The following is a 17221-nucleotide window of genomic DNA, read 5'->3' on the forward strand; positions in this document are numbered from 1 at the left end:
GCGCGGGGCAAGGGCGCAGACTGCATCAAGGATTGAGTTTACCTCGCGTTTGCGGCACATCGGGGCAATCGCAGGGAAGGACAGCCGCCAATGACTCGTATCGACGCCAAATTCGCCACCCTCAAGGCCGAGGGAAAGAAAGCCTTCGTGGCTTATGTCATGGCGGGCGATCCGGATTACGCGACCTCGCTTGAGCTGATCAAGGGGCTGCCCGCCGCCGGCGTGGACATCATCGAGATGGGCCTGCCCTTCACCGATCCCATGGCGGACGGCGAAACCATTCAGCTGGCCGGACAGCGCGCGCTCGAGGCGGGCCAGACCCTGCAGAAGACGCTGGATATGGCGGCAGAATTCCGCCAGACCGACAACACGACCCCGATCGTGATGATGGGTTACTACAACCCGATCTTCAATCGCGGGGTCGACCGCTTTCTGGTTGATGCCAAGGCGGCGGGGATCGACGGGCTGATCGTCGTCGACCTGCCCCCGGAAGAAGATGACGAACTGTGCATCCCCGCGCAGAACGCAGGGCTCAACTTCATCCGCCTGGCCACACCGACCACCGATGACAAGCGCCTGCCCAAGGTGCTGCAGAATACCAGCGGGTTCGTCTATTACGTGTCGATCACCGGGATCACCGGCTCGGCCGAGGCCAGCGCCGCCGATGTTGCCCCCGAAGTGGCGCGGATCAAATCGCAGACCGATCTGCCGCTGATCGTGGGCTTCGGCATCAAGACGCCCGAGGCCGCGCAGGGCATTGCCGCCGTTGCCGATGGCTGCGTCGTGGGCAGCGCCATTGTCGCGGAACTGGCAAAGGGCCGCCCGGTGGCCGATGTGCTGGCCTTCGTGCGGTCGCTGGCGGACGGCGCGCATCGCGCCTGACAGGATCAGGCCTCAGGCGGCCTTGCGGCGCAGGATATGGATGGCCGTGTAGCGCATGACCGCGTCCCCATCCTGGTTGACCACCTCGTAGGCGATGGTCGTGCGCCCGCGGTCAGGCCGCGAGGCTGACGGGACCGAGGCCACGACCTCGGCCCGCGTGGTCAGCGTATCGCCGGGGCGCACCGGGCGCAGCCATTGCACATCGCTCATGCCCGGCGATCCCATCGACGCCTCGTTCCAGATACCGGCCTCAAGCGTCTGGGTGAAAGAGGTCAGCATCGTGTGAAACCCGCTGGCGATGATCCCGCCATAGGGCGACGCGGCCGCGGCTTCGGCATCCAGATGGAAAGGCTGCGGATCCCAGAGCCGCGCGAAATCGGTGATCGCGTCAAGCGGCAGGGTCCTTGCCCCGGTCTCGAACCGAAACCCCACCGGCAGATCATCGAAAAACATGGCATCCCCCCTTCTGTTTCGGCCAAGACTAACCCGCGCTTGGCAGGCTGCAAATGAATGATTGCCTGATAACGCCCCGATTGGTAACCAAAGCTAACCAAATCCTGCGAAAGGCCGCCGCCATGCCCGTGATCACGAACATCAACGATCTCAAGCGCATCTACCGGCGCAAGACGCCCAAGATGTTCTATGATTACGCGGAAAGCGGCAGCTGGACGGAACAGACCTTCCGCGAGAACACATCGGATTTCGACCAGATCCGCCTGCGCCAGCGTGTCGCCGTGGATATGACCGGCCGCAGCACCGCAAGCCAGATGATCGGACAGGACGTGACCATGCCGGTGGCGCTGGCCCCCGTTGGCCTGACCGGCATGCAATGCGCCGATGGCGAGATCAAGGCCGCGCGCGCGGCAGAGCGTTTCGGCGTGCCGTTCACCCTGTCGACCATGTCCATCAACTCGATCGAGGATGTGGCGGGCGCGACGTCGAAACCCTTCTGGTTCCAGCTTTATACCATGAAGGACACCGATTATGTCAGCCGCCTGATCCAGCGGGCCAAGGATGCGAAATGCTCGGCGCTGGTGATCACGCTGGACCTGCAGATCCTGGGCCAGCGGCACAAGGACCTCAAGAACGGCCTGAGCGCGCCGCCCAAACTGACGATCCCCACCATGATCAACCTGGCCACCAAGTGGAGCTGGGGGATCGGGATGCTGTCGGCCAAACGGCGGCATTTCGGCAATATCGTCGGCCATGTGAAGGGGATTTCCGACGCATCGAGCCTGGGGGCCTGGACGGCCGAGCAGTTCGATCCCAGCCTTGACTGGGGCAAAATCGCCAAGATCAAGGAAGAATGGGGCGGCAAGGTCATCCTCAAGGGCATCCTTGACGCGGAAGACGCGAAGATGGCGCTGAGCGTGGGGGCGGATGCGATCATCGTGTCGAACCACGGCGGGCGGCAGTTGGACGGGGCGATCAGCTCGATCCGCGCGCTGCCCTCGATCCTCGATGCGGTGGGCGACAAGATCGAGGTGCATCTGGACAGCGGCATCCGGTCGGGCCAGGACGTGCTGAAGGCGGTCGCGATGGGGGCACGCGGCACCTATATCGGGCGGGCCTTTGTCTATGGTCTGGGCGCGATGGGTCAGGAAGGCGTGAAGACCGCGCTTGAGGTGATCCACAAGGAGCTGGACATCTCGATGGCGCTCTGTGGCAAGCGCCGGATCGAGGAGCTGAACCGCGACGTGCTGCTGGTGCCCGAGGGCTTCGAGGGCCGCTGGCAGGCCTGATCCGCAAGAACCTTCGGGGGTGTCCCATGATGGGACATTTTCCGGGGGCAATGATTTCAACGGGTTGCGGGACGGCGGTAAGGGTTTGTTAACGGTTTGCGGGGTGGAGCCCGCCTTTTCCCTGTCTTGATCCGATGCCCTGAGGCGTATTCCGATCGCTTTTCGGCTTGAGCCGGAACATGAGGACGTGAGCAGCGACAGTCGGGGCGCCTGATGCAAATCGAAAGGCTTTCGAGTGGACAACCTGGCGCAGGGAAAGTGCCTTTGCGGCGACGTGAGCTTTCACATATCGGGGGAGTTCGACAGCTTTTTCCTGTGTCATTGCGCGCGCTGCCGCAAGGATAGCGGTTCGTCACATGCGGCGAACCTGTTCTCGTCCAAGGCCAGGATCACCTGGCTTGCGGGCGAGGACAAGATCACGACCTTCCGGCTTCCGGGAACCCGGCATGTGAAGTGCTTTTGCCGCGATTGCGGTTCGGCGCTGCCGTTTTTGCAGGCCGAGGAGGGTGTTCTTGTCGTGCCGGCGGGGTCGCTTGACAGCCCGCTTGGCCTGCGGCCAACCGCGCATATCTGCCTGTCCAGTCGCGCGGATTGGGACGATGATCTGGCCCTGATCGCGGGTTTTGACGGGCTGCCCGGTTGACATCGGGGGGGCTGATAGAGGCCCCCGCCATCGCCGACACGCGGGGTGGCGATCCAACCTCTGTCTGGGGCAGTTTATCCCCGCCCAGTCATCGAGCCTCAGTTCGTGCCACTACGGTTGCAAAATCGCCGCCGCCGATTTGTTTCCGGGGGGCGTGTCACTGAGGCGCGCGGCGGTGCGGGCACCTTGATTCCGCGCGGTGTCCGGCCCCCTTCCCCGCGGGATCGCTTTGACAGCCTGCCCGCGCCGGGGCAGTGTGGCGGCGTAACGTGACAAGGTGCTGTTGATGCTGGTTTTCGCCGCTGCCAATCTGGTTCTCTTTGCCGTGCCCAAGACGGGCAGCACGGCCTATCACCTGGCGCTCAGGGGCAAGGCGGATATCGTGCTGGCGGGGCGCGCCGCGATCAAGCACATGACCGCGCGCAAATATGACCGGCATTTCGCGCCCTATCTGGCGCAGGCGCACGGGCTGACGCCGGAACGGGTGGCGGTGATCCGCGACCCGCTGGAGCAGGTCCGCAGCTGGTATCGTTACCGCCAGCGCCCCGATACGGCAGGCCGGCCCAACAGCGCGGCGGGCCTGAGTTTCGATGAGTTCGTGCTGGCCTCTTTGCAGGACGATCCACCGCCCTACGCCCGGCTGGGCAACCAGCTGGCCTTCGTGTCGGACCGGCAGGGCACGATTCGCATCGATCACCTGTTCGCCTATGAACGCCCGGTAGTCTTTCGCCAGTTCCTGTCGGACCGGCTGGGTTTCGAGGTGAAGACCAACCAGAAGAACGTCTCGCCCCCCGCGCCCACGCCGATCAGCCCACAGGTGGAGGCACGGCTGCGCGCAGCGCGGACCGATGAATTCGCCCTGCATGACAGTATCCTGGCGGCAGGCGGCCATCTGGTCACGACCCTGGGCGACAGCGCACCGGATGAGGACTGAAACCGCGAAAACCGGGCGATTCCCCCCTTTTCAAGCAGGGTGAATGCGTCTATACGCGCGACTTCACGCGGACATACAGCCTTGGAGGATGTCCGCCCTAACTTTGGAGAGATATTATGGCTGGAGAAATTCCTGATCTTCACGCCCATGTCCGGACGGGGACAGGCAAGGGCGCCGCTCGCCAAGCACGTCGCGACGGCATGGTTCCGGGGATCGTTTACGGTGGTGGCGCAGAGCCGCTGGCAATCAACATCCCCTTCAACGCGCTGCTCAAGCGCCTCAAGCAGGGCCGTTTCCTGTCGACGCTGTTCAACCTGAAGGTTGAAGGCCAGGAAGACGTCCGCGTCATCTGCCGCAACGTGCAGCGCGACGTGGTCAAGGACCTGCCGACCCACCTGGACCTGATGCGCCTGCGTCGCACCAGCCGGATCAACCTGTTCATCCACGTCGACTTCATCAACCACGACAAATGCCCCGGCCTGAAAAAGGGCGGCGTGCTGACCATCGTGCGTCCCGAGGTCGAACTGAACGTGCTGGCCGGTGACATTCCGGATCACGTGACCGTGGACCTGGCGGGCCTGAGCATCGGCGACGTGATCACCATTTCGTCCGTGTCGCTGCCGGAAGGCAGCAAGCCGACGATCGACCGCGATTTCGTGATCGCCAACATCTCGGCTCCGTCGGGCCTGCGCTCTTCGGGTGCGGATGACGACGCCGAAGGCGACGACACCGAAGAGTGATCGCGTCCACCCCTTGCGGGACAGTGACAGACAGGCGCGACCTTCCGGGGTCGCGCCTTTTTCACATGCGCGGCCTTGTGGCCTCTCAGGTCTGGTGCAGGACCGTCTCATAACCTTCGAACACCGGCGCGCCCATCAACGCCTCGCGCGTCGTGGTGTTTCCCGCGCCGCGATGGCTGTCGCGGAATTGCTGGGACCGTGTCCAGCCATCGAAATCGGCGCGGCTGGCCCAGATCACATGCGAGGTATAGAGCCGGAACCCGTCGCCATCCGGTCCCTTCAGCAGGCGGAATTCGACAAAGCCGGGCATGTCGTTCAGCCGGCTTTCACGGTCGCGCCACATGGTTTCGAATGCCTCTTCGTGACCATGACGGACCTTGAAGCGGTTCATTGCGATAAAGGACATTCCTGCCTCCGCTGATGGATCATTCGGGGTGGCGCCGCCTTGGCGGGCTGGGGCATAAGATTGAAAACGCCGGGCAAGGTCAATATCGTGATCGTCGGGCAAGCTGGAAAGGACGCGGGCATGAAGCTCTTTGTCGGGCTGGGCAATCCGGGCGCGAAATACGCGGGCAACCGCCACAACATCGGCTTCATGGCGCTTGACGCCATCGCGCAGGCGCATGGCTTTGCTCCCTGGCGGTCCAAGTTCCAGGGCCAGATCAGCGAGGGGCGGCTGGGCGGCACGCGGGTTGTGTTGCTCAAGCCAGAGACCTTCATGAACCTGTCGGGCCAGTCCGTGGGCGAGGCGATGCGCTTCTACAAGATCGACCCGCCCGATGTGATCGTCTTTCATGACGAGCTGGACCTCGCCCCCGGCAAGCTGCGCCTGAAGCAGGGGGGCGGGCATGCGGGCCATAACGGGCTGCGCTCGATCCACGGGCATATCGGCGAGGATTATGCGCGTGTCAGGCTGGGGATCGGCCATCCCGGCCACAAGGACCGGGTCGCGGGTTTTGTGCTGTCGGATTTCGCAACGGCCGATCAGACATGGCTTGACGACATGATGCGCGGCATTGCCGAAGGGGCGCCGATGCTGGCGGCGGGCGAAGGGCCTAAGTTCCTGAACACGGTGGCGCAGCGCATGGCGCCCGCACGGCCCGAAAAGGCGGCACCCGTGAAGACCGAGATGCCCAAGCCCGCGCCCGCGCCGGAGCCTGACACGCGCAACCCGCTGGAACGGTTGATCGACCGTTTCCGCTGATCCCTCAAGCCCAAGGATACCCCCCATGCGTTCCCTGTTGAAATGGACCCTGCGCGCGGTTGCGATGCTGATACTGGCCGCCGTGGTGCTGGGCGTCTGGAAGCGCGAAGAGATCGGGCGGCTGCTGGCGGTGAATTCCTTGTTCGCCGAGGAGAAGATCGTCGGCAATTTCAGCGGGATGGAGCGGCTGTTCCTGACCGTGCCGATGGCGCGCGGGGATGGGCCTGTCAGCCCCCTGCCCCAAGGTGCGGCCATGGTGCCACCCGAGGGGATGGAGGACTGGATCACAGAGCGCGCCGTGACGGCGCTTGTCGTGCTGAAGGATGGCGAAATACGGCACGAAAGCTATCATCTTGATACCACTGCGACAGACAGGCGGATCAGCTGGTCGGTGGCGAAATCCTACCTTTCGGCCCTGATGGGGATCGTGCTGGACGAAGGGGCCATCGACAGCCTGGACGATCCCGTCACCAAATATGTGCCCGCACTGGAGGGAAGCGCCTATGACGGTGCCACGATCCTGAACGTGCTGCAGATGGCAAGCGGCATCACGTTCAACGAGGATTACCTGGATTTCAATTCCGACATAAACCGGATGGGCCGCGTGCTGGCGCTGGGACAATCGATGGACGGTTTCGCCACCGGATTGACCGAGACATTCATCGCGCCGGGGCGGCAATGGCAATATGTGTCGATCGACACCCATGTGATCGGGATGGTGATCCGGGGGGCCACCGGCCGCAGCATCCCTGACCTGATGCAGGAAAAACTGATCGCGCCCATGGGCCTCGAGGCCGACCCCCTCTATATCACCGACGGTCATGGCACGGCCTTCGTGCTGGGCGGCCTGAACCTGACCACGCGCGACTATGCGCGGTTCGGGCAGATGTTCCTGCAGATGGGCGACTGGAACGGGCGGCAGATCGTGCCGATCGACTGGGTCGCGGCCTCGACCGAGCCTTCGGCCCCGACAGCACCGGGGGCCGAACAATACGGGCTGCAATGGTGGATGGCCCCGGATGCGCCGGCGGGCGAATTCTATGGCCGGGGCATTTATGGGCAGTACATCTATATCAACCGCGCCAAGGGCGTCGTGATCGCGGCCAATGGCGCGGATCGCGCGTTTCGCACCGCAGGCGCAAATGAACAGAACATTGCCATGTTCCGCCGCATCACGGATGCTATGTAGACCGGGTGTAGACCAGCAAAGACGAGGTTCCCATGGTTCTGGACAAATATGCCTCCCTCAATGTCCTCGGAGAGGCGCTGGCCCCCTGCTCATATGACCCGCTGACCGGATTCTTTCGCGATGGTCATTGCAACACCTGTGCCGAGGATCAGGGCAGCCATACGGTCTGCGCCATCATGACGGCGGAATTCCTGGCCTGGTCGAAATATGTCGGCAATGACCTGTCCACCCCGCGCCCCGAATTCGGCTTTGGCGGGCTGCAACCGGGTGACAACTGGTGCCTGTGCGCCGGCCGCTTCCTGCAGGCGGTGGACGAGGGCTGCGCGCCGCGCATCAATCTTGACGCGACGCATCAAACCGCGCTGGAGATCGTCCCCTTCGAGGTGCTGGTCCGCCACGCTCTGCCGGAATAGCCCCGGCCGCTCTTGCACATGTTTGGAACGATGAAGCCGGAAAGATCGCTCCTTCCGGCTTCTTCTTGCTGAAAATATCCCGGGGGGATCGTTCAGCACAGCTGAACTGGTTCAGCACAGCTGAACGTGGGGGGCAGAGCCCCCCTGCCCCGATCAGACCTTCATGTCGAAGCCCAAGTGTTTGGCGACGGTGAAGATATCCTTGTCACCGCGCCCGCACATGTTCATCACGATGATATGGTCGGCGGGCAGATCGGGTGCGATCTTGGCGACATGGGCCAGCGCGTGGCTGGGTTCCAGCGCGGGGATGATCCCTTCCAGCGCGCAGGACAGCTGGAACGCCTCAAGCGCTTCCTTGTCGGTGATGCTGACGTATTTGGCGCGGCCGATGTCGTGCAGCCAGCTGTGTTCCGGCCCGATGCCGGGATAATCAAGCCCTGCCGAGATCGAGAAGCCTTCAAGGATCTGGCCGTCCTCGTCCTGCAGCAGGTAGGTGCGGTTGCCATGCAGCACGCCGGGGCGGCCGCCGGTCAGGCTGGCGCAATGCTCCATCTTCTCGTCAACGCCCTTGCCGCCGGCCTCGACCCCGATGATGTTGACCGAAGGATCGTCAAGGAAGGGGTAGAACAGTCCCATGGCGTTGGACCCGCCACCGATCGCGGCGATGACCGTATCGGGCAGGCGGCCTTCGCCCTCCTGCTCCGCCAGCTGCCAGCGCACTTCCTTGCCGATGATCGACTGGAAATCGCGGACCATAGCCGGATAGGGGTGCGGGCCTGCGACAGTGCCGATGCAGTAGAAAGTATCGCGCACATTGGTGACCCAGTCGCGCAGCGCGTCGTTCATCGCATCTTTCAGCGTGCCGCGCCCCGATGTCACCGGCACCACCTCGGCACCCAGAAGCCGCATGCGGAAGACGTTGGGGGCCTGGCGTTCCACGTCATGCGCGCCCATGTAGACCACGCATTTCAGGCCGAACTTGGCGCAGACTGTGGCCGTGGCCACGCCATGCTGACCGGCACCGGTTTCCGCGATGATCCGGGTCTTGCCCATGCGGCGCGCCAGGATGATCTGGCCCAGCACGTTGTTGATCTTGTGCGCACCGGTATGGTTCAGCTCGTCCCGCTTGAGATAGATCTTGGCGCCGCCGAAATGCTTGGTCATCCGGTCGGCATAGTAAAGCGGCGAGGGGCGGCCCACGTAATGGGTCCACAGGTCGTCCATTTCCGCCCAGAAGGTCGGGTCGGTCTTGGCTTTCTCGTATTCCTCTTCCAGCGACAGGATCAGGGGCATCAGGGTTTCAGACACGAAACGCCCGCCGAACTGGCCGAAACGGCCTTTCTCGTCGGGGCCGGTCATGAAGGAATTGATCAGATCTTCGGGCATCTTGGGCACTTTCCTTTGGCTGGATCAGTATCTAGCCCGTCTGCCCGGATCGGTAAAGCCACACGGCATGTTTTCCGCGACAGAGGTTTTGCGCCCCCCCCCCCCCGGACATGCGCGGCAGCACCGCCGCGACGCAGGGATCAGTTCTGTTCCAGTGCCCTCGTGATCTGCGCCAGCGCCGTCACCGGATCGTTCAGCACGCCATTGGCGCCCACGGTTGTCGCGATATCGGCATGCAGATGCGTGATCTCACCGGCAACGTAGATCAGCGCGCCGGGCGTCAGCAGGCGCGCGGCCCTGATGAAGCGGGCAAGCGGCAGGATCATCGCATCGGACGAGGCCGACAGGCCGATCACGGGATAGTCGCCCATATGCTGCGCCATCAGCAGATCATCGTGATCCTGCCCGATCTCGAGGTCGATTTCCCATCCCTCGCGGCGGAACAGATCAGCCGCCATCGACACGCCCATCACATGGCTTTCGCCGGGACATGCCGCAAAAAGCGCACGGCGCTTCGGGCTGCCTTCACGGTCATAGAACACCTTTTTCAGGCCGCAGATGATCGCCGTCAGGCGGCTGGTGGCAAGGGTGACCTGCAGGAATCCGATCTCGTCATTGTCCCACAGTTGCCCCAGACGCCGGGCCGCTCCCGAGATGTAGCCGATATAGACCTCTGACAGCGGCAAGCCGTCGGCCTGCAGCCCGACCAGCATGTCGGATGCGGCGGCGTGACTGTCCGAGAGCAGCGCCTTGACCAGCAGGTCGATCTCGGCCCCGGTGGCGTGATGGTCCGAAAGCTGGGCGCGCTTGGGGTGTTCGGCCAGTCGCCGGACCACCTCGCGGGCCAGTTCCGTCACCACCCCGGATTCAAGCCGTTCGGCCTGTCGTTCGGCAGCCGACAGGGCTGAATGAAAAAGGTCCCTGTCAATCACGGCATCCCCCTTGCGAAAACGCGTCCGGGCGGATCGTCGCTCTTGGCCACAATTTATCGCTCACCACCATGATGGCAGCCTTCAATAAGTTCGGATGTCGCGCACTGATCCGGGTGTCCCGGCATTTCCCTGAATGCAAAAGTATACCGAATTATCGAATCGTCAAAAAAATTCTGGTTTGCCGATATGTCGGTGACAGCCTGCCGGCTTGCCCCTTGTTCAGCGCAGGCGCGGGGCTGCCTTGGGTGCCGCGACCTGTCGCGCCGCGCTGACGAAGGCGGCAATCAGTCCGCGATCCTTGACACCCGGCGCGGACTCGACGCCCGACGACACGTCAAGCTGCCGCGCCCCGGTCAGGCGCACGGCCTCGGCCACGTTGTTCGGTGTCAGGCCGCCGGCCAGCATCCATGGCCTTGTCCAGTACTTGCGCCCAGCCAGCAGCCGCCAGTCGAAGGACAGCCCGTTGCCGCCCGGAAGCACCGCATCGCGCGGCGGCTTGGCGTCCACCAGAAGCTGGTCGGCCACGGCCGCGTAATCATCAAGCTGCGCAAGGTCCTCCGCCCCGGCGATCCCCACGGCTTTCATCACCGGCAGACCATAGCGGGCACGGACATCGGCCACGCGGGCGGGGGTTTCGTGGCCATGCAGCTGCAACATGTCCAGCGGCACCTGCGCCATCAGCGCGTCAAGGGCCGCATCATCCGCATCGACCACCAGCCCGACCTTGGCCAGACCCGCCGGCGCCTCGATCGCCATCTCGCGGGCGGCGCCCAGGCTCAGGTTGCGGGGCGATTTGGGGAAAAAGACAAAGCCGGCATAGGCCGCGCCAGCCTCGGCGACCCATTGCACATGTTCGGGCCGCGTCAACCCGCAGATCTTGACCTGGATGTCAGCTGTCATTCCCTGCCTCCGTCGCGCCGGAAGGGCGCGGGTGCGGGCCGCATTAGCGCGTTCAGGAGGCTTCGTCCAGCAGTGCCAGAACCTCGTCGCGCCCTTCGTTCTTCAGCCGCTTCTCGCGGCGCAGTTCACGCTCCAGCGCCTCAACCTCGCGGGTGCGCCGTGCCGCTTCGGCACGGTGCTTGTGCTCGCGCATCCATTCCCAGACGAAACCGATCAGCACGCCAGAGATGATCCCGCCGAAAATGACCACGAACAGCGGCAGGGTGATCTGCGCGCCGAAACCGATCAACCCGGTCACCGTTTCCGGCAACAGGGTCAGCGTCACCTCGCCCCGGTTCGCGGTGGCGACCACGATCAGGACAATGGCCAGGCAGGCCAGAAAGGCGTAGCGGATGTATCGCATGTATCAGGTCACTTTCCGTTCAGACGGTCACGCAGCAGTTTACCGGTCTTGAAGAAGGGCACGTATTTTTCCTCGACGGGGACAGTTTCGCCGGTGCGCGGGTTGCGCCCGATCCGGGCCTCGCGCTTCTTGACGGAGAAGGCGCCGAAGCCGCGCAACTCCACGCGATCACCGCGCGCCATGGCATTGGTGATCTCTTCGAAGATCGTGTTGACGATCTTTTCCACGTCCCGCTGGAAAAGATGGGGGTTTTCCTCGGCAATCTTCTGAATCAGTTCCGATCTGATCATCGGTCATATCTCCCAGGTGCTGTCGTTTCTTGGTCGCAGCTTGTGGGTGACTATAGAAAGAAAGATCGCATCCCGAAACAGGAACGATCTGCAAAATCAGTTATTTGACAGAACAAGTCTGCTCGCGGGGCGGATTTTTCGCGTGAATTTGGCCCAAGCCGCCCCTGTCCGGGCCATTACTGCGCTGCAGCATGGCCGAATGATGCGGCGCGGCATCTGGCGCGCACGCTTGATTCGAAAAGTTAACGGCCCCGCCTTGCAGCGGGGCCGTCCACATCTTTCACAGGTCCGACCCTCAGGTCAGGATCACTTGTCGCCCTTCAGCGCGGCGCCCAGGATATCGCCCAGCGACGCACCCGAGTCGGACGAGCCATACTGTTCGACGGCTTCCTTCTCTTCGGCGATTTCGCGTGCCTTGATCGACAGGCCCAGACGGCGGGTCTTGCTGTCCACGTTGGTCACGCGCACATCTACCTTGTCACCGACCGAGAAACGCTCGGGGCGCTGTTCGGCACGATCACGGCTCAGGTCCGAACGACGGATGAAGGACTTCATGCCCTCATACTCGACTTCGACGCCGCCATCCTCGATCGCGGTCACGGCCACGGTGATCACCGAGCCACGCTTCACGCCGCCAACGGCCTCGGCGAACTTGTCACCGCCCAGGGCCTTGATCGACAGGCTGATGCGCTCTTTCTCGACATCGACCTCAGAAACGACCGCGTGGACCATGTCGCCCTTGCGGTAGTTCTGGATCGCGTCTTCACCGCGCTCGTCCCAGGACAGGTCGGACAGGTGAACCATGCCGTCGATGTCGCCGGGCAGGCCGATGAACAGACCGAATTCGGTGATGTTCTTGACTTCGCCTTCGACTTCGGTGCCCTCGGGGTGGGTTTCCGCGAAGACTTCCCACGGGTTGCGCTGGGTCTGCTTGAGGCCCAGGGACACACGCCGCTTGGCCGCGTCGATTTCCAGCACCATGACGTCGACTTCCTGCGAGGTCGACACGATCTTGCCGGGGTGCACGTTCTTCTTGGTCCAGCTCATTTCCGAGACGTGAACCAGGCCTTCGACACCGGCTTCCAGTTCGACGAACGCGCCGTAATCGGTGATGTTGGTCACGCGGCCGGAATGCACCGAACCCAGCGGATACTTGGCGGCCACCAGATCCCACGGATCTTCCTGCAGCTGCTTCATGCCCAGGCTGATGCGGTGGGTGTCCTTGTTGATCTTGATGACCTGGACCTTGATGGTCTCGCCGATCGACAGGATCTCGGAGGGGTGGTTGACGCGGCGCCATGCCATGTCGGTGACGTGCAGCAGGCCGTCAACGCCGCCCAGGTCAACGAATGCACCGTATTCGGTGATGTTCTTGACCACGCCATCCACGGTCTGACCTTCGGTCAGGTTGCCGATGACTTCGGCGCGCTGTTCGGCGCGGCTTTCTTCCAGGATCGCGCGGCGCGACACGACGATGTTGCCACGACGACGGTCCATTTTCAGGATCTGGAACGGCTGCTTCAGACCCATCAGCGGGCCTGCATCACGCACGGGGCGCACATCGACCTGGCTGCCGGGCAGGAACGCGACAGCGCCGCCCAGATCCACGGTGAAGCCACCCTTGACGCGACCGAAGATGGCGCCATCGACGCGCTCTTCGCTGGCATAGGCCTTTTCCAGACGATCCCATGCTTCCTCACGGCGGGCCATTTCACGCGAAATGACGGCTTCGCCACGGGCGTTTTCAACCTGACGCAGGAAGACTTCGACCTCGTCGCCGACCTTGATGTCGGGCTGTTCGCCGGGATTGGTGAATTCTTTCAGATCGACGCGGCCTTCCATCTTGTAGCCGACATCGATGATGGCTTGTCCCGCTTCGATCGCGATGACCTTGCCTTTGACAACCGAACCCTCTTCGGGGGTGTCCATTTCGAAGCTTTCATTCAGGAGGGCTTCGAAATCCTCCATAGTTGCGCGCTGAGCCATGTGGTCTCTGATTTCCTTTACAACGTTGTTTCTGGCCGTGCGGTTGTCTCCGCCGGTCTTGGGGTTTCATTGGTCCTGCCAAATGCAAACAAGGCCCGGATCACAGCGCCGCGGATCAATGACCCGTTGCGATGTTCAGGCCCGGCATGGGCACTGTCCGTACGGACGGTTGGGCAATAGCCCCCTTGCCCTTGTTTTGCAAGAGGCAAAGGCGCGCGGCGCCCCTGCCCCCTGGATCGTTGCAGCCCCGGCCGGCGGATCAGTGCCGTTCGATCACCAGATCGGCGCGCGACTTGCGCACCTTGGCGCGACCATGCAGCCAGTCCTTTTCGGCATCGCGGTAGCCCAGCGGCAGCAGCAGCACCGATTTCAGCCCCAGTTCGCCCAGGCCAAGGATCTCGTCGACCGCGGCAGGATCGAAGCCTTCCATCGGCGTGGCGTCCACGCCTTCCTCGGCAGCGGCCATCAGGGCAAAGCCCAGTGCGATATAGGCCTGGCGCGCGGCATGCTCGTGATTCACGGCCGGATCGCGGGGCAGATAGGTGGCTTTCAGATTGTCGTAGTAGCCTTTCAGCGCATCGGTCAGGCCGCCGCGCAGGCTGGCCGTCAGGTCGACGAAAGCGTCGATGCGGGCCTCGGTGTAATTGTCCCAGGCCGCGAAAACCAGCAGGGCCGAGCCATCGACGATCTGCTTCTGGTTCCAGGCCACCGGCGCGATCCGGGCGCGCAGGGCGGGATCGGTGACCAGCAGGATCTGGAAAGGCTGCAACCCCGAGGATGTGGGCGCCAAGCGGATCGCCTCGAGGATACGCTCGATCTTGTCCTCAGGGACCGGCTTGCTGGGGTCCATCGCCTTGGTTGCGTAGCGCCAGTCCAGTTTTTCATAAAACATTTCAAATCCTTCTCGCGGGGATGACATCGTGTCAGACAGCGCCAGATAGGTGCCATCCGCCGATCCGCAAGGGTGCATTGGCGCAGGGTCACCTTGCGCAAATGCGAAGCCGCACAAGGGCCGGATGTCAGCCGCGGTGCCGGCGCGCGTCGATCGCGGCGATGGCGGCGGCCACGGCGGCGTCGATATCCAGCGCCGAGGTGTCGATGAGCACCGCATCCTCGGCCGGTTTCAGCGGCGCGGTGCTGCGGTCACTGTCGCGCGCGTCACGCTGGCGGACATCCTCCAGCACCTCCGGATAGGTCATGTCGCTGCCCGCGGCGCGCAGCTCTGCATGGCGGCGATGGGCGCGCACCTCGGGGCTGGCGGTGACGAAAAGCTTGGCCTCGGCCTCGGGGCAGATCACCGTGCCGATGTCGCGCCCGTCCAGCACGGCGCCACCCGCACGTTGGGCAAAGGCACGCTGGAAATCCAGCAGCGCCTCGCGCACCTCGGGGATGGTCGCCACCTTGCTGGCCGCCTGCGCCGCCGCAGCACCGCGCAGATCGCCGCGTTCCAGGTCATGCGGGGTCAGGGCGCGGGCCGCCGCGACCGGGTCGATCCCCTCCAGCATCCGGACGCCCACGGCGCGGTAGAGCAACCCAGTATCAAGATGGGCAAAGCCGAAATGCGCGGCCACCGCCCGGCTGATCGTGCCCTTGCCCGCCGCCGCGGGCCCGTCGATTGCAATGGTGAATGCCATGGCACAGGCTCCTTTGCCTCAGGGTTACCCCAAGGCGCTTGCGGCTTCAATAATAGGGACCGTTGCGCCGGTGATCGCGCCAGACCATCCACAACAGCGCCAGCGCCAGGCCCAGCAGCGCGTATTTGCCCTGCGTCAGGGACGCGGCATGTTCCGCCAGCGCGGCATCATTGCTGCGCACGATCCCGGCCAGCACGGCGTTTTCCCACAGGTCCGTCGCGGTATAGAGAAAGGGCACCATCGCCAGCCAGACCCGCCCAAGGCGCCAGATCATGCTTGCCAGCAACAGCCCCAGAAGCGGGGGGAACAGCGTATCAAGCCAGCCGATAGGGCCAAGGTAAAGCGCCCGCCCCTCGTCGGTCAGCGCCGCCAGCCAGTCCGAAAGGCGTGCCTGATCGTAGCCGGTGATCCAGGTATCGGGCGGCAATTGCCCGCCCGAGGCAGGCATCAGCCAGATCGCGCCGACACCCAGCAACAGGGCATAGACCAGGCCGGTCAATGCCCCCAGACGCCGGATGTAACGGCGATAGCTCATGCGGTGGCCCGCGTGATCCCTGCGCCCAGGGCCCGCATCAGCGGCTCGAACACCGGGAAAGAGGTGGCGATGGGGGATGCATCATCCACCGTGACGGACGCGCGGCTGACCATGCCCAGCACCAGGAAGGACATGGCGATGCGGTGATCCAGATGGCTGGCCACGGTGGCGCCGCCCGGAATGTTGCCATGCCCCAGTCCGGTGACGATCCACCAGTCGGGACCATCCTCGACGGTGACGCCATTGGCGCGCAGGCCGGTGGCCATGGCCTCGATCCGGTCGCTTTCCTTGACACGCAATTCCTTGACGCCGCGCATGACGGTCCGGCCCGTGGCGCAGGCGGCGACCACGGACAGCACCGGGTATTCGTCGATCATGCTGGCCGCGCGCTCGGGCGGCACCTCGATGCCGTGCAGGTCGGGCGAGAAGCGCGCGCGCAGGTCGGCCACGGGTTCGCCGCCTTCCTCGCGCAGGTTCTCATAGGTCAGGTCCGCGCCCATCTCGCGCAGCGTGGTGAAAAGGCCCGCGCGGGTCGGGTTCAGCCCGATATTGGGCACCAGCACGTCCGAGCCCGGCACGATGATCGCAGCACAGACCGGGAAGGCCGCGCTGGAGGGGTCGCGCGGCACCACGATGTCCTGCGCCACCAGTTCGGGCTGGCCGGTCAGGGTGATCTCGTGCCCCTCGTCAGTATCGCGGGTCACGATCTCGGCACCGAAGCCCGCCAGCATGCGCTCGGTATGGTCGCGCGTCGCCTCGCGCTCGATCACCACGGTCTGGCCGGGCGCGTTCAACCCCGCCAGCAGCACCGCCGATTTCACCTGTGCCGATGGCACGGGCACGGTGTACCGCACGGGCACGGGATCTGCCGCGCCGACGATGGTCATCGGCAGGCGGCCGCCCGAACGGCCGACGGATTGCGCGCCGAACAGCGCCAGCGGATCGGTGACCCGCGCCATCGGCCGCTTGTTCAGGCTGGCGTCGCCCGTGAAGGTCGCGGCGATCGGCGATGTAGCCATCGCCCCCATGATCAGCCGCACCCCGGTGCCCGAGTTGCCGCAATCGATCACCTGATCCGGTTCGCGAAAACCGCCGACGCCCACGCCATGCACCGACCAGCGCCCACCGCCATGTTCGATCACCTCGGCCCCGAAGGCGCGCATGGCGCGCGCGGTATCCAGCACATCCTCGCCTTCCAGCAGACCCTCGATCCGGGTCTCACCCACGCTGAGCGCGCCCAGAATCAGCGAACGGTGGCTGATCGACTTGTCGCCGGGCACATGGGCCTCGCCGGTCAGCGGGCCGCAGGCGGTGGATATCATCGGAACGGGGGCGCCATGACCGGACATCGGTTCACTCCTCAAGACTGGTTTGGCGCGTGATAGCCGAGGTCGCGGCCCCGGTCCAT

20 protein-coding genes are annotated in these 17221 nt (G+C 64.1%); 8 read left to right on the plus strand and 12 right to left on the minus strand.

From position 1 onward, the window contains the following. Positions 1-90 precede the first annotated feature (90 nt). Positions 91-882 carry a tryptophan synthase subunit alpha gene (trpA, locus tag ACMUJL_RS07710; RefSeq protein WP_068288696.1) on the plus strand — a complete coding sequence of 264 codons (792 nt, stop codon included), beginning with the start codon at positions 91-93 and terminating at the stop codon, positions 880-882. A 12-nt stretch (positions 883-894) separates the two neighbouring features. Here the strand turns inward: trpA and ACMUJL_RS07715 are convergent, their stop codons facing one another. Then, the gene (locus ACMUJL_RS07715; RefSeq protein WP_068288699.1) at positions 895-1335 is read right to left on the minus strand and encodes a MaoC family dehydratase; all 441 of its coding nucleotides are present in this window, start codon (positions 1333-1335) and stop codon (positions 895-897) included. A 122-nt stretch (positions 1336-1457) separates the two neighbouring features. On the opposite strand from ACMUJL_RS07715, the gene ACMUJL_RS07720 reads away from it, so the two are divergent. The 4 genes from ACMUJL_RS07720 to ACMUJL_RS07735 all read left to right on the plus strand — a co-directional run bounded on the left by ACMUJL_RS07720 (position 1458) and on the right by ACMUJL_RS07735 (position 4941). Continuing rightward, a complete protein-coding gene (locus ACMUJL_RS07720) occupies positions 1458-2624 on the plus strand; it encodes an alpha-hydroxy acid oxidase (RefSeq protein WP_068288702.1) in 1167 nt (388 codons plus the stop codon). A 274-nt stretch (positions 2625-2898) separates the two neighbouring features. Continuing rightward, positions 2899-3267, plus strand: coding sequence for a GFA family protein (locus tag ACMUJL_RS07725; protein ID WP_375569195.1), 369 nt, complete (start codon positions 2899-2901; stop codon positions 3265-3267). Positions 3268-3553: 286 nt separating this feature from the next. Next, positions 3554-4201 (plus strand): hypothetical protein, encoded by a 648-nt coding sequence (locus tag ACMUJL_RS07730; protein ID WP_375569193.1) that lies wholly within the window; start codon positions 3554-3556, stop codon positions 4199-4201. Between the two features lie 116 nt (positions 4202-4317). Continuing rightward, the gene (locus tag ACMUJL_RS07735) at positions 4318-4941 is read left to right on the plus strand and encodes a 50S ribosomal protein L25/general stress protein Ctc (protein WP_375569192.1); all 624 of its coding nucleotides are present in this window, start codon (positions 4318-4320) and stop codon (positions 4939-4941) included. A gap of 85 nt (positions 4942-5026) precedes the next feature. Here ACMUJL_RS07735 and ACMUJL_RS07740 read toward each other — a convergent pair whose 3' ends face one another. Next, the gene (locus ACMUJL_RS07740) at positions 5027-5347 is read right to left on the minus strand and encodes an antibiotic biosynthesis monooxygenase family protein (protein WP_068288710.1); all 321 of its coding nucleotides are present in this window, start codon (positions 5345-5347) and stop codon (positions 5027-5029) included. 120 nt (positions 5348-5467) lie between these two features. Here ACMUJL_RS07740 and pth point away from each other — a divergent pair, with 120 nt between their 5' ends. The 3 genes from pth to ACMUJL_RS07755 are packed head-to-tail and all read left to right on the plus strand — an operon-like array spanning position 5468 to position 7747. Continuing rightward, on the plus strand, positions 5468-6145 hold the full coding sequence (gene pth, locus ACMUJL_RS07745; protein WP_068288714.1) for an aminoacyl-tRNA hydrolase: 678 nt from the start codon (positions 5468-5470) through the stop codon (positions 6143-6145). A gap of 25 nt (positions 6146-6170) precedes the next feature. After that, positions 6171-7334, plus strand: a complete 1164-nt coding sequence (locus tag ACMUJL_RS07750; protein WP_375569189.1) for a serine hydrolase domain-containing protein — start codon at positions 6171-6173, stop codon at positions 7332-7334. A 32-nt stretch (positions 7335-7366) separates the two neighbouring features. Next, positions 7367-7747 carry a DUF2237 family protein gene (locus ACMUJL_RS07755; protein WP_375569187.1) on the plus strand — a complete coding sequence of 127 codons (381 nt, stop codon included), beginning with the start codon at positions 7367-7369 and terminating at the stop codon, positions 7745-7747. 153 nt (positions 7748-7900) lie between these two features. Here the strand turns inward: ACMUJL_RS07755 and trpB are convergent, their stop codons facing one another. From trpB to aroA, 10 genes are all read right to left on the minus strand, one after another. After that, positions 7901-9133, minus strand: coding sequence for a tryptophan synthase subunit beta (trpB, locus tag ACMUJL_RS07760; protein WP_068288717.1), 1233 nt, complete (start codon positions 9131-9133; stop codon positions 7901-7903). 140 nt (positions 9134-9273) lie between these two features. Beyond that, positions 9274-10065 (minus strand): cobalamin B12-binding domain-containing protein, encoded by a 792-nt coding sequence (locus tag ACMUJL_RS07765; RefSeq protein WP_375569185.1) that lies wholly within the window; start codon positions 10063-10065, stop codon positions 9274-9276. 219 nt (positions 10066-10284) lie between these two features. Beyond that, positions 10285-10965, minus strand: a complete 681-nt coding sequence (locus ACMUJL_RS07770) for a phosphoribosylanthranilate isomerase (RefSeq protein ID WP_375569183.1) — start codon at positions 10963-10965, stop codon at positions 10285-10287. A 52-nt stretch (positions 10966-11017) separates the two neighbouring features. Further along, positions 11018-11368, minus strand: coding sequence for a LapA family protein (locus ACMUJL_RS07775; RefSeq protein ID WP_068288726.1), 351 nt, complete (start codon positions 11366-11368; stop codon positions 11018-11020). Positions 11369-11376: 8 nt separating this feature from the next. Next, positions 11377-11658 (minus strand): integration host factor subunit beta, encoded by a 282-nt coding sequence (ihfB, locus tag ACMUJL_RS07780; protein WP_068288727.1) that lies wholly within the window; start codon positions 11656-11658, stop codon positions 11377-11379. A gap of 306 nt (positions 11659-11964) precedes the next feature. After that, complete coding sequence (rpsA, locus tag ACMUJL_RS07785; protein WP_375573975.1) at positions 11965-13656, minus strand: 30S ribosomal protein S1; 1692 nt, start codon at positions 13654-13656, stop codon at positions 11965-11967. Between the two features lie 247 nt (positions 13657-13903). Next, complete coding sequence (locus tag ACMUJL_RS07790; RefSeq protein ID WP_068288789.1) at positions 13904-14536, minus strand: NAD(P)H-dependent oxidoreductase; 633 nt, start codon at positions 14534-14536, stop codon at positions 13904-13906. 127 nt (positions 14537-14663) lie between these two features. Beyond that, positions 14664-15278 (minus strand): (d)CMP kinase, encoded by a 615-nt coding sequence (locus ACMUJL_RS07795; RefSeq protein WP_068288731.1) that lies wholly within the window; start codon positions 15276-15278, stop codon positions 14664-14666. 46 nt (positions 15279-15324) lie between these two features. Continuing rightward, the gene (locus ACMUJL_RS07800; RefSeq protein ID WP_068288733.1) at positions 15325-15813 is read right to left on the minus strand and encodes a hypothetical protein; all 489 of its coding nucleotides are present in this window, start codon (positions 15811-15813) and stop codon (positions 15325-15327) included. After that, positions 15810-17162, minus strand: a complete 1353-nt coding sequence (gene aroA / locus ACMUJL_RS07805) for a 3-phosphoshikimate 1-carboxyvinyltransferase (RefSeq protein ID WP_375569180.1) — start codon at positions 17160-17162, stop codon at positions 15810-15812. The genes ACMUJL_RS07800 and aroA overlap by 4 nt, the downstream gene beginning before the upstream one ends. Between the last annotated feature and the right edge of the window lie 59 nt (positions 17163-17221).

The sequence above is a fragment of the Seohaeicola sp. genome, assembly GCF_048006315.1.
Classification (GTDB): Bacteria; Pseudomonadota; Alphaproteobacteria; order Rhodobacterales; family Rhodobacteraceae; genus Seohaeicola.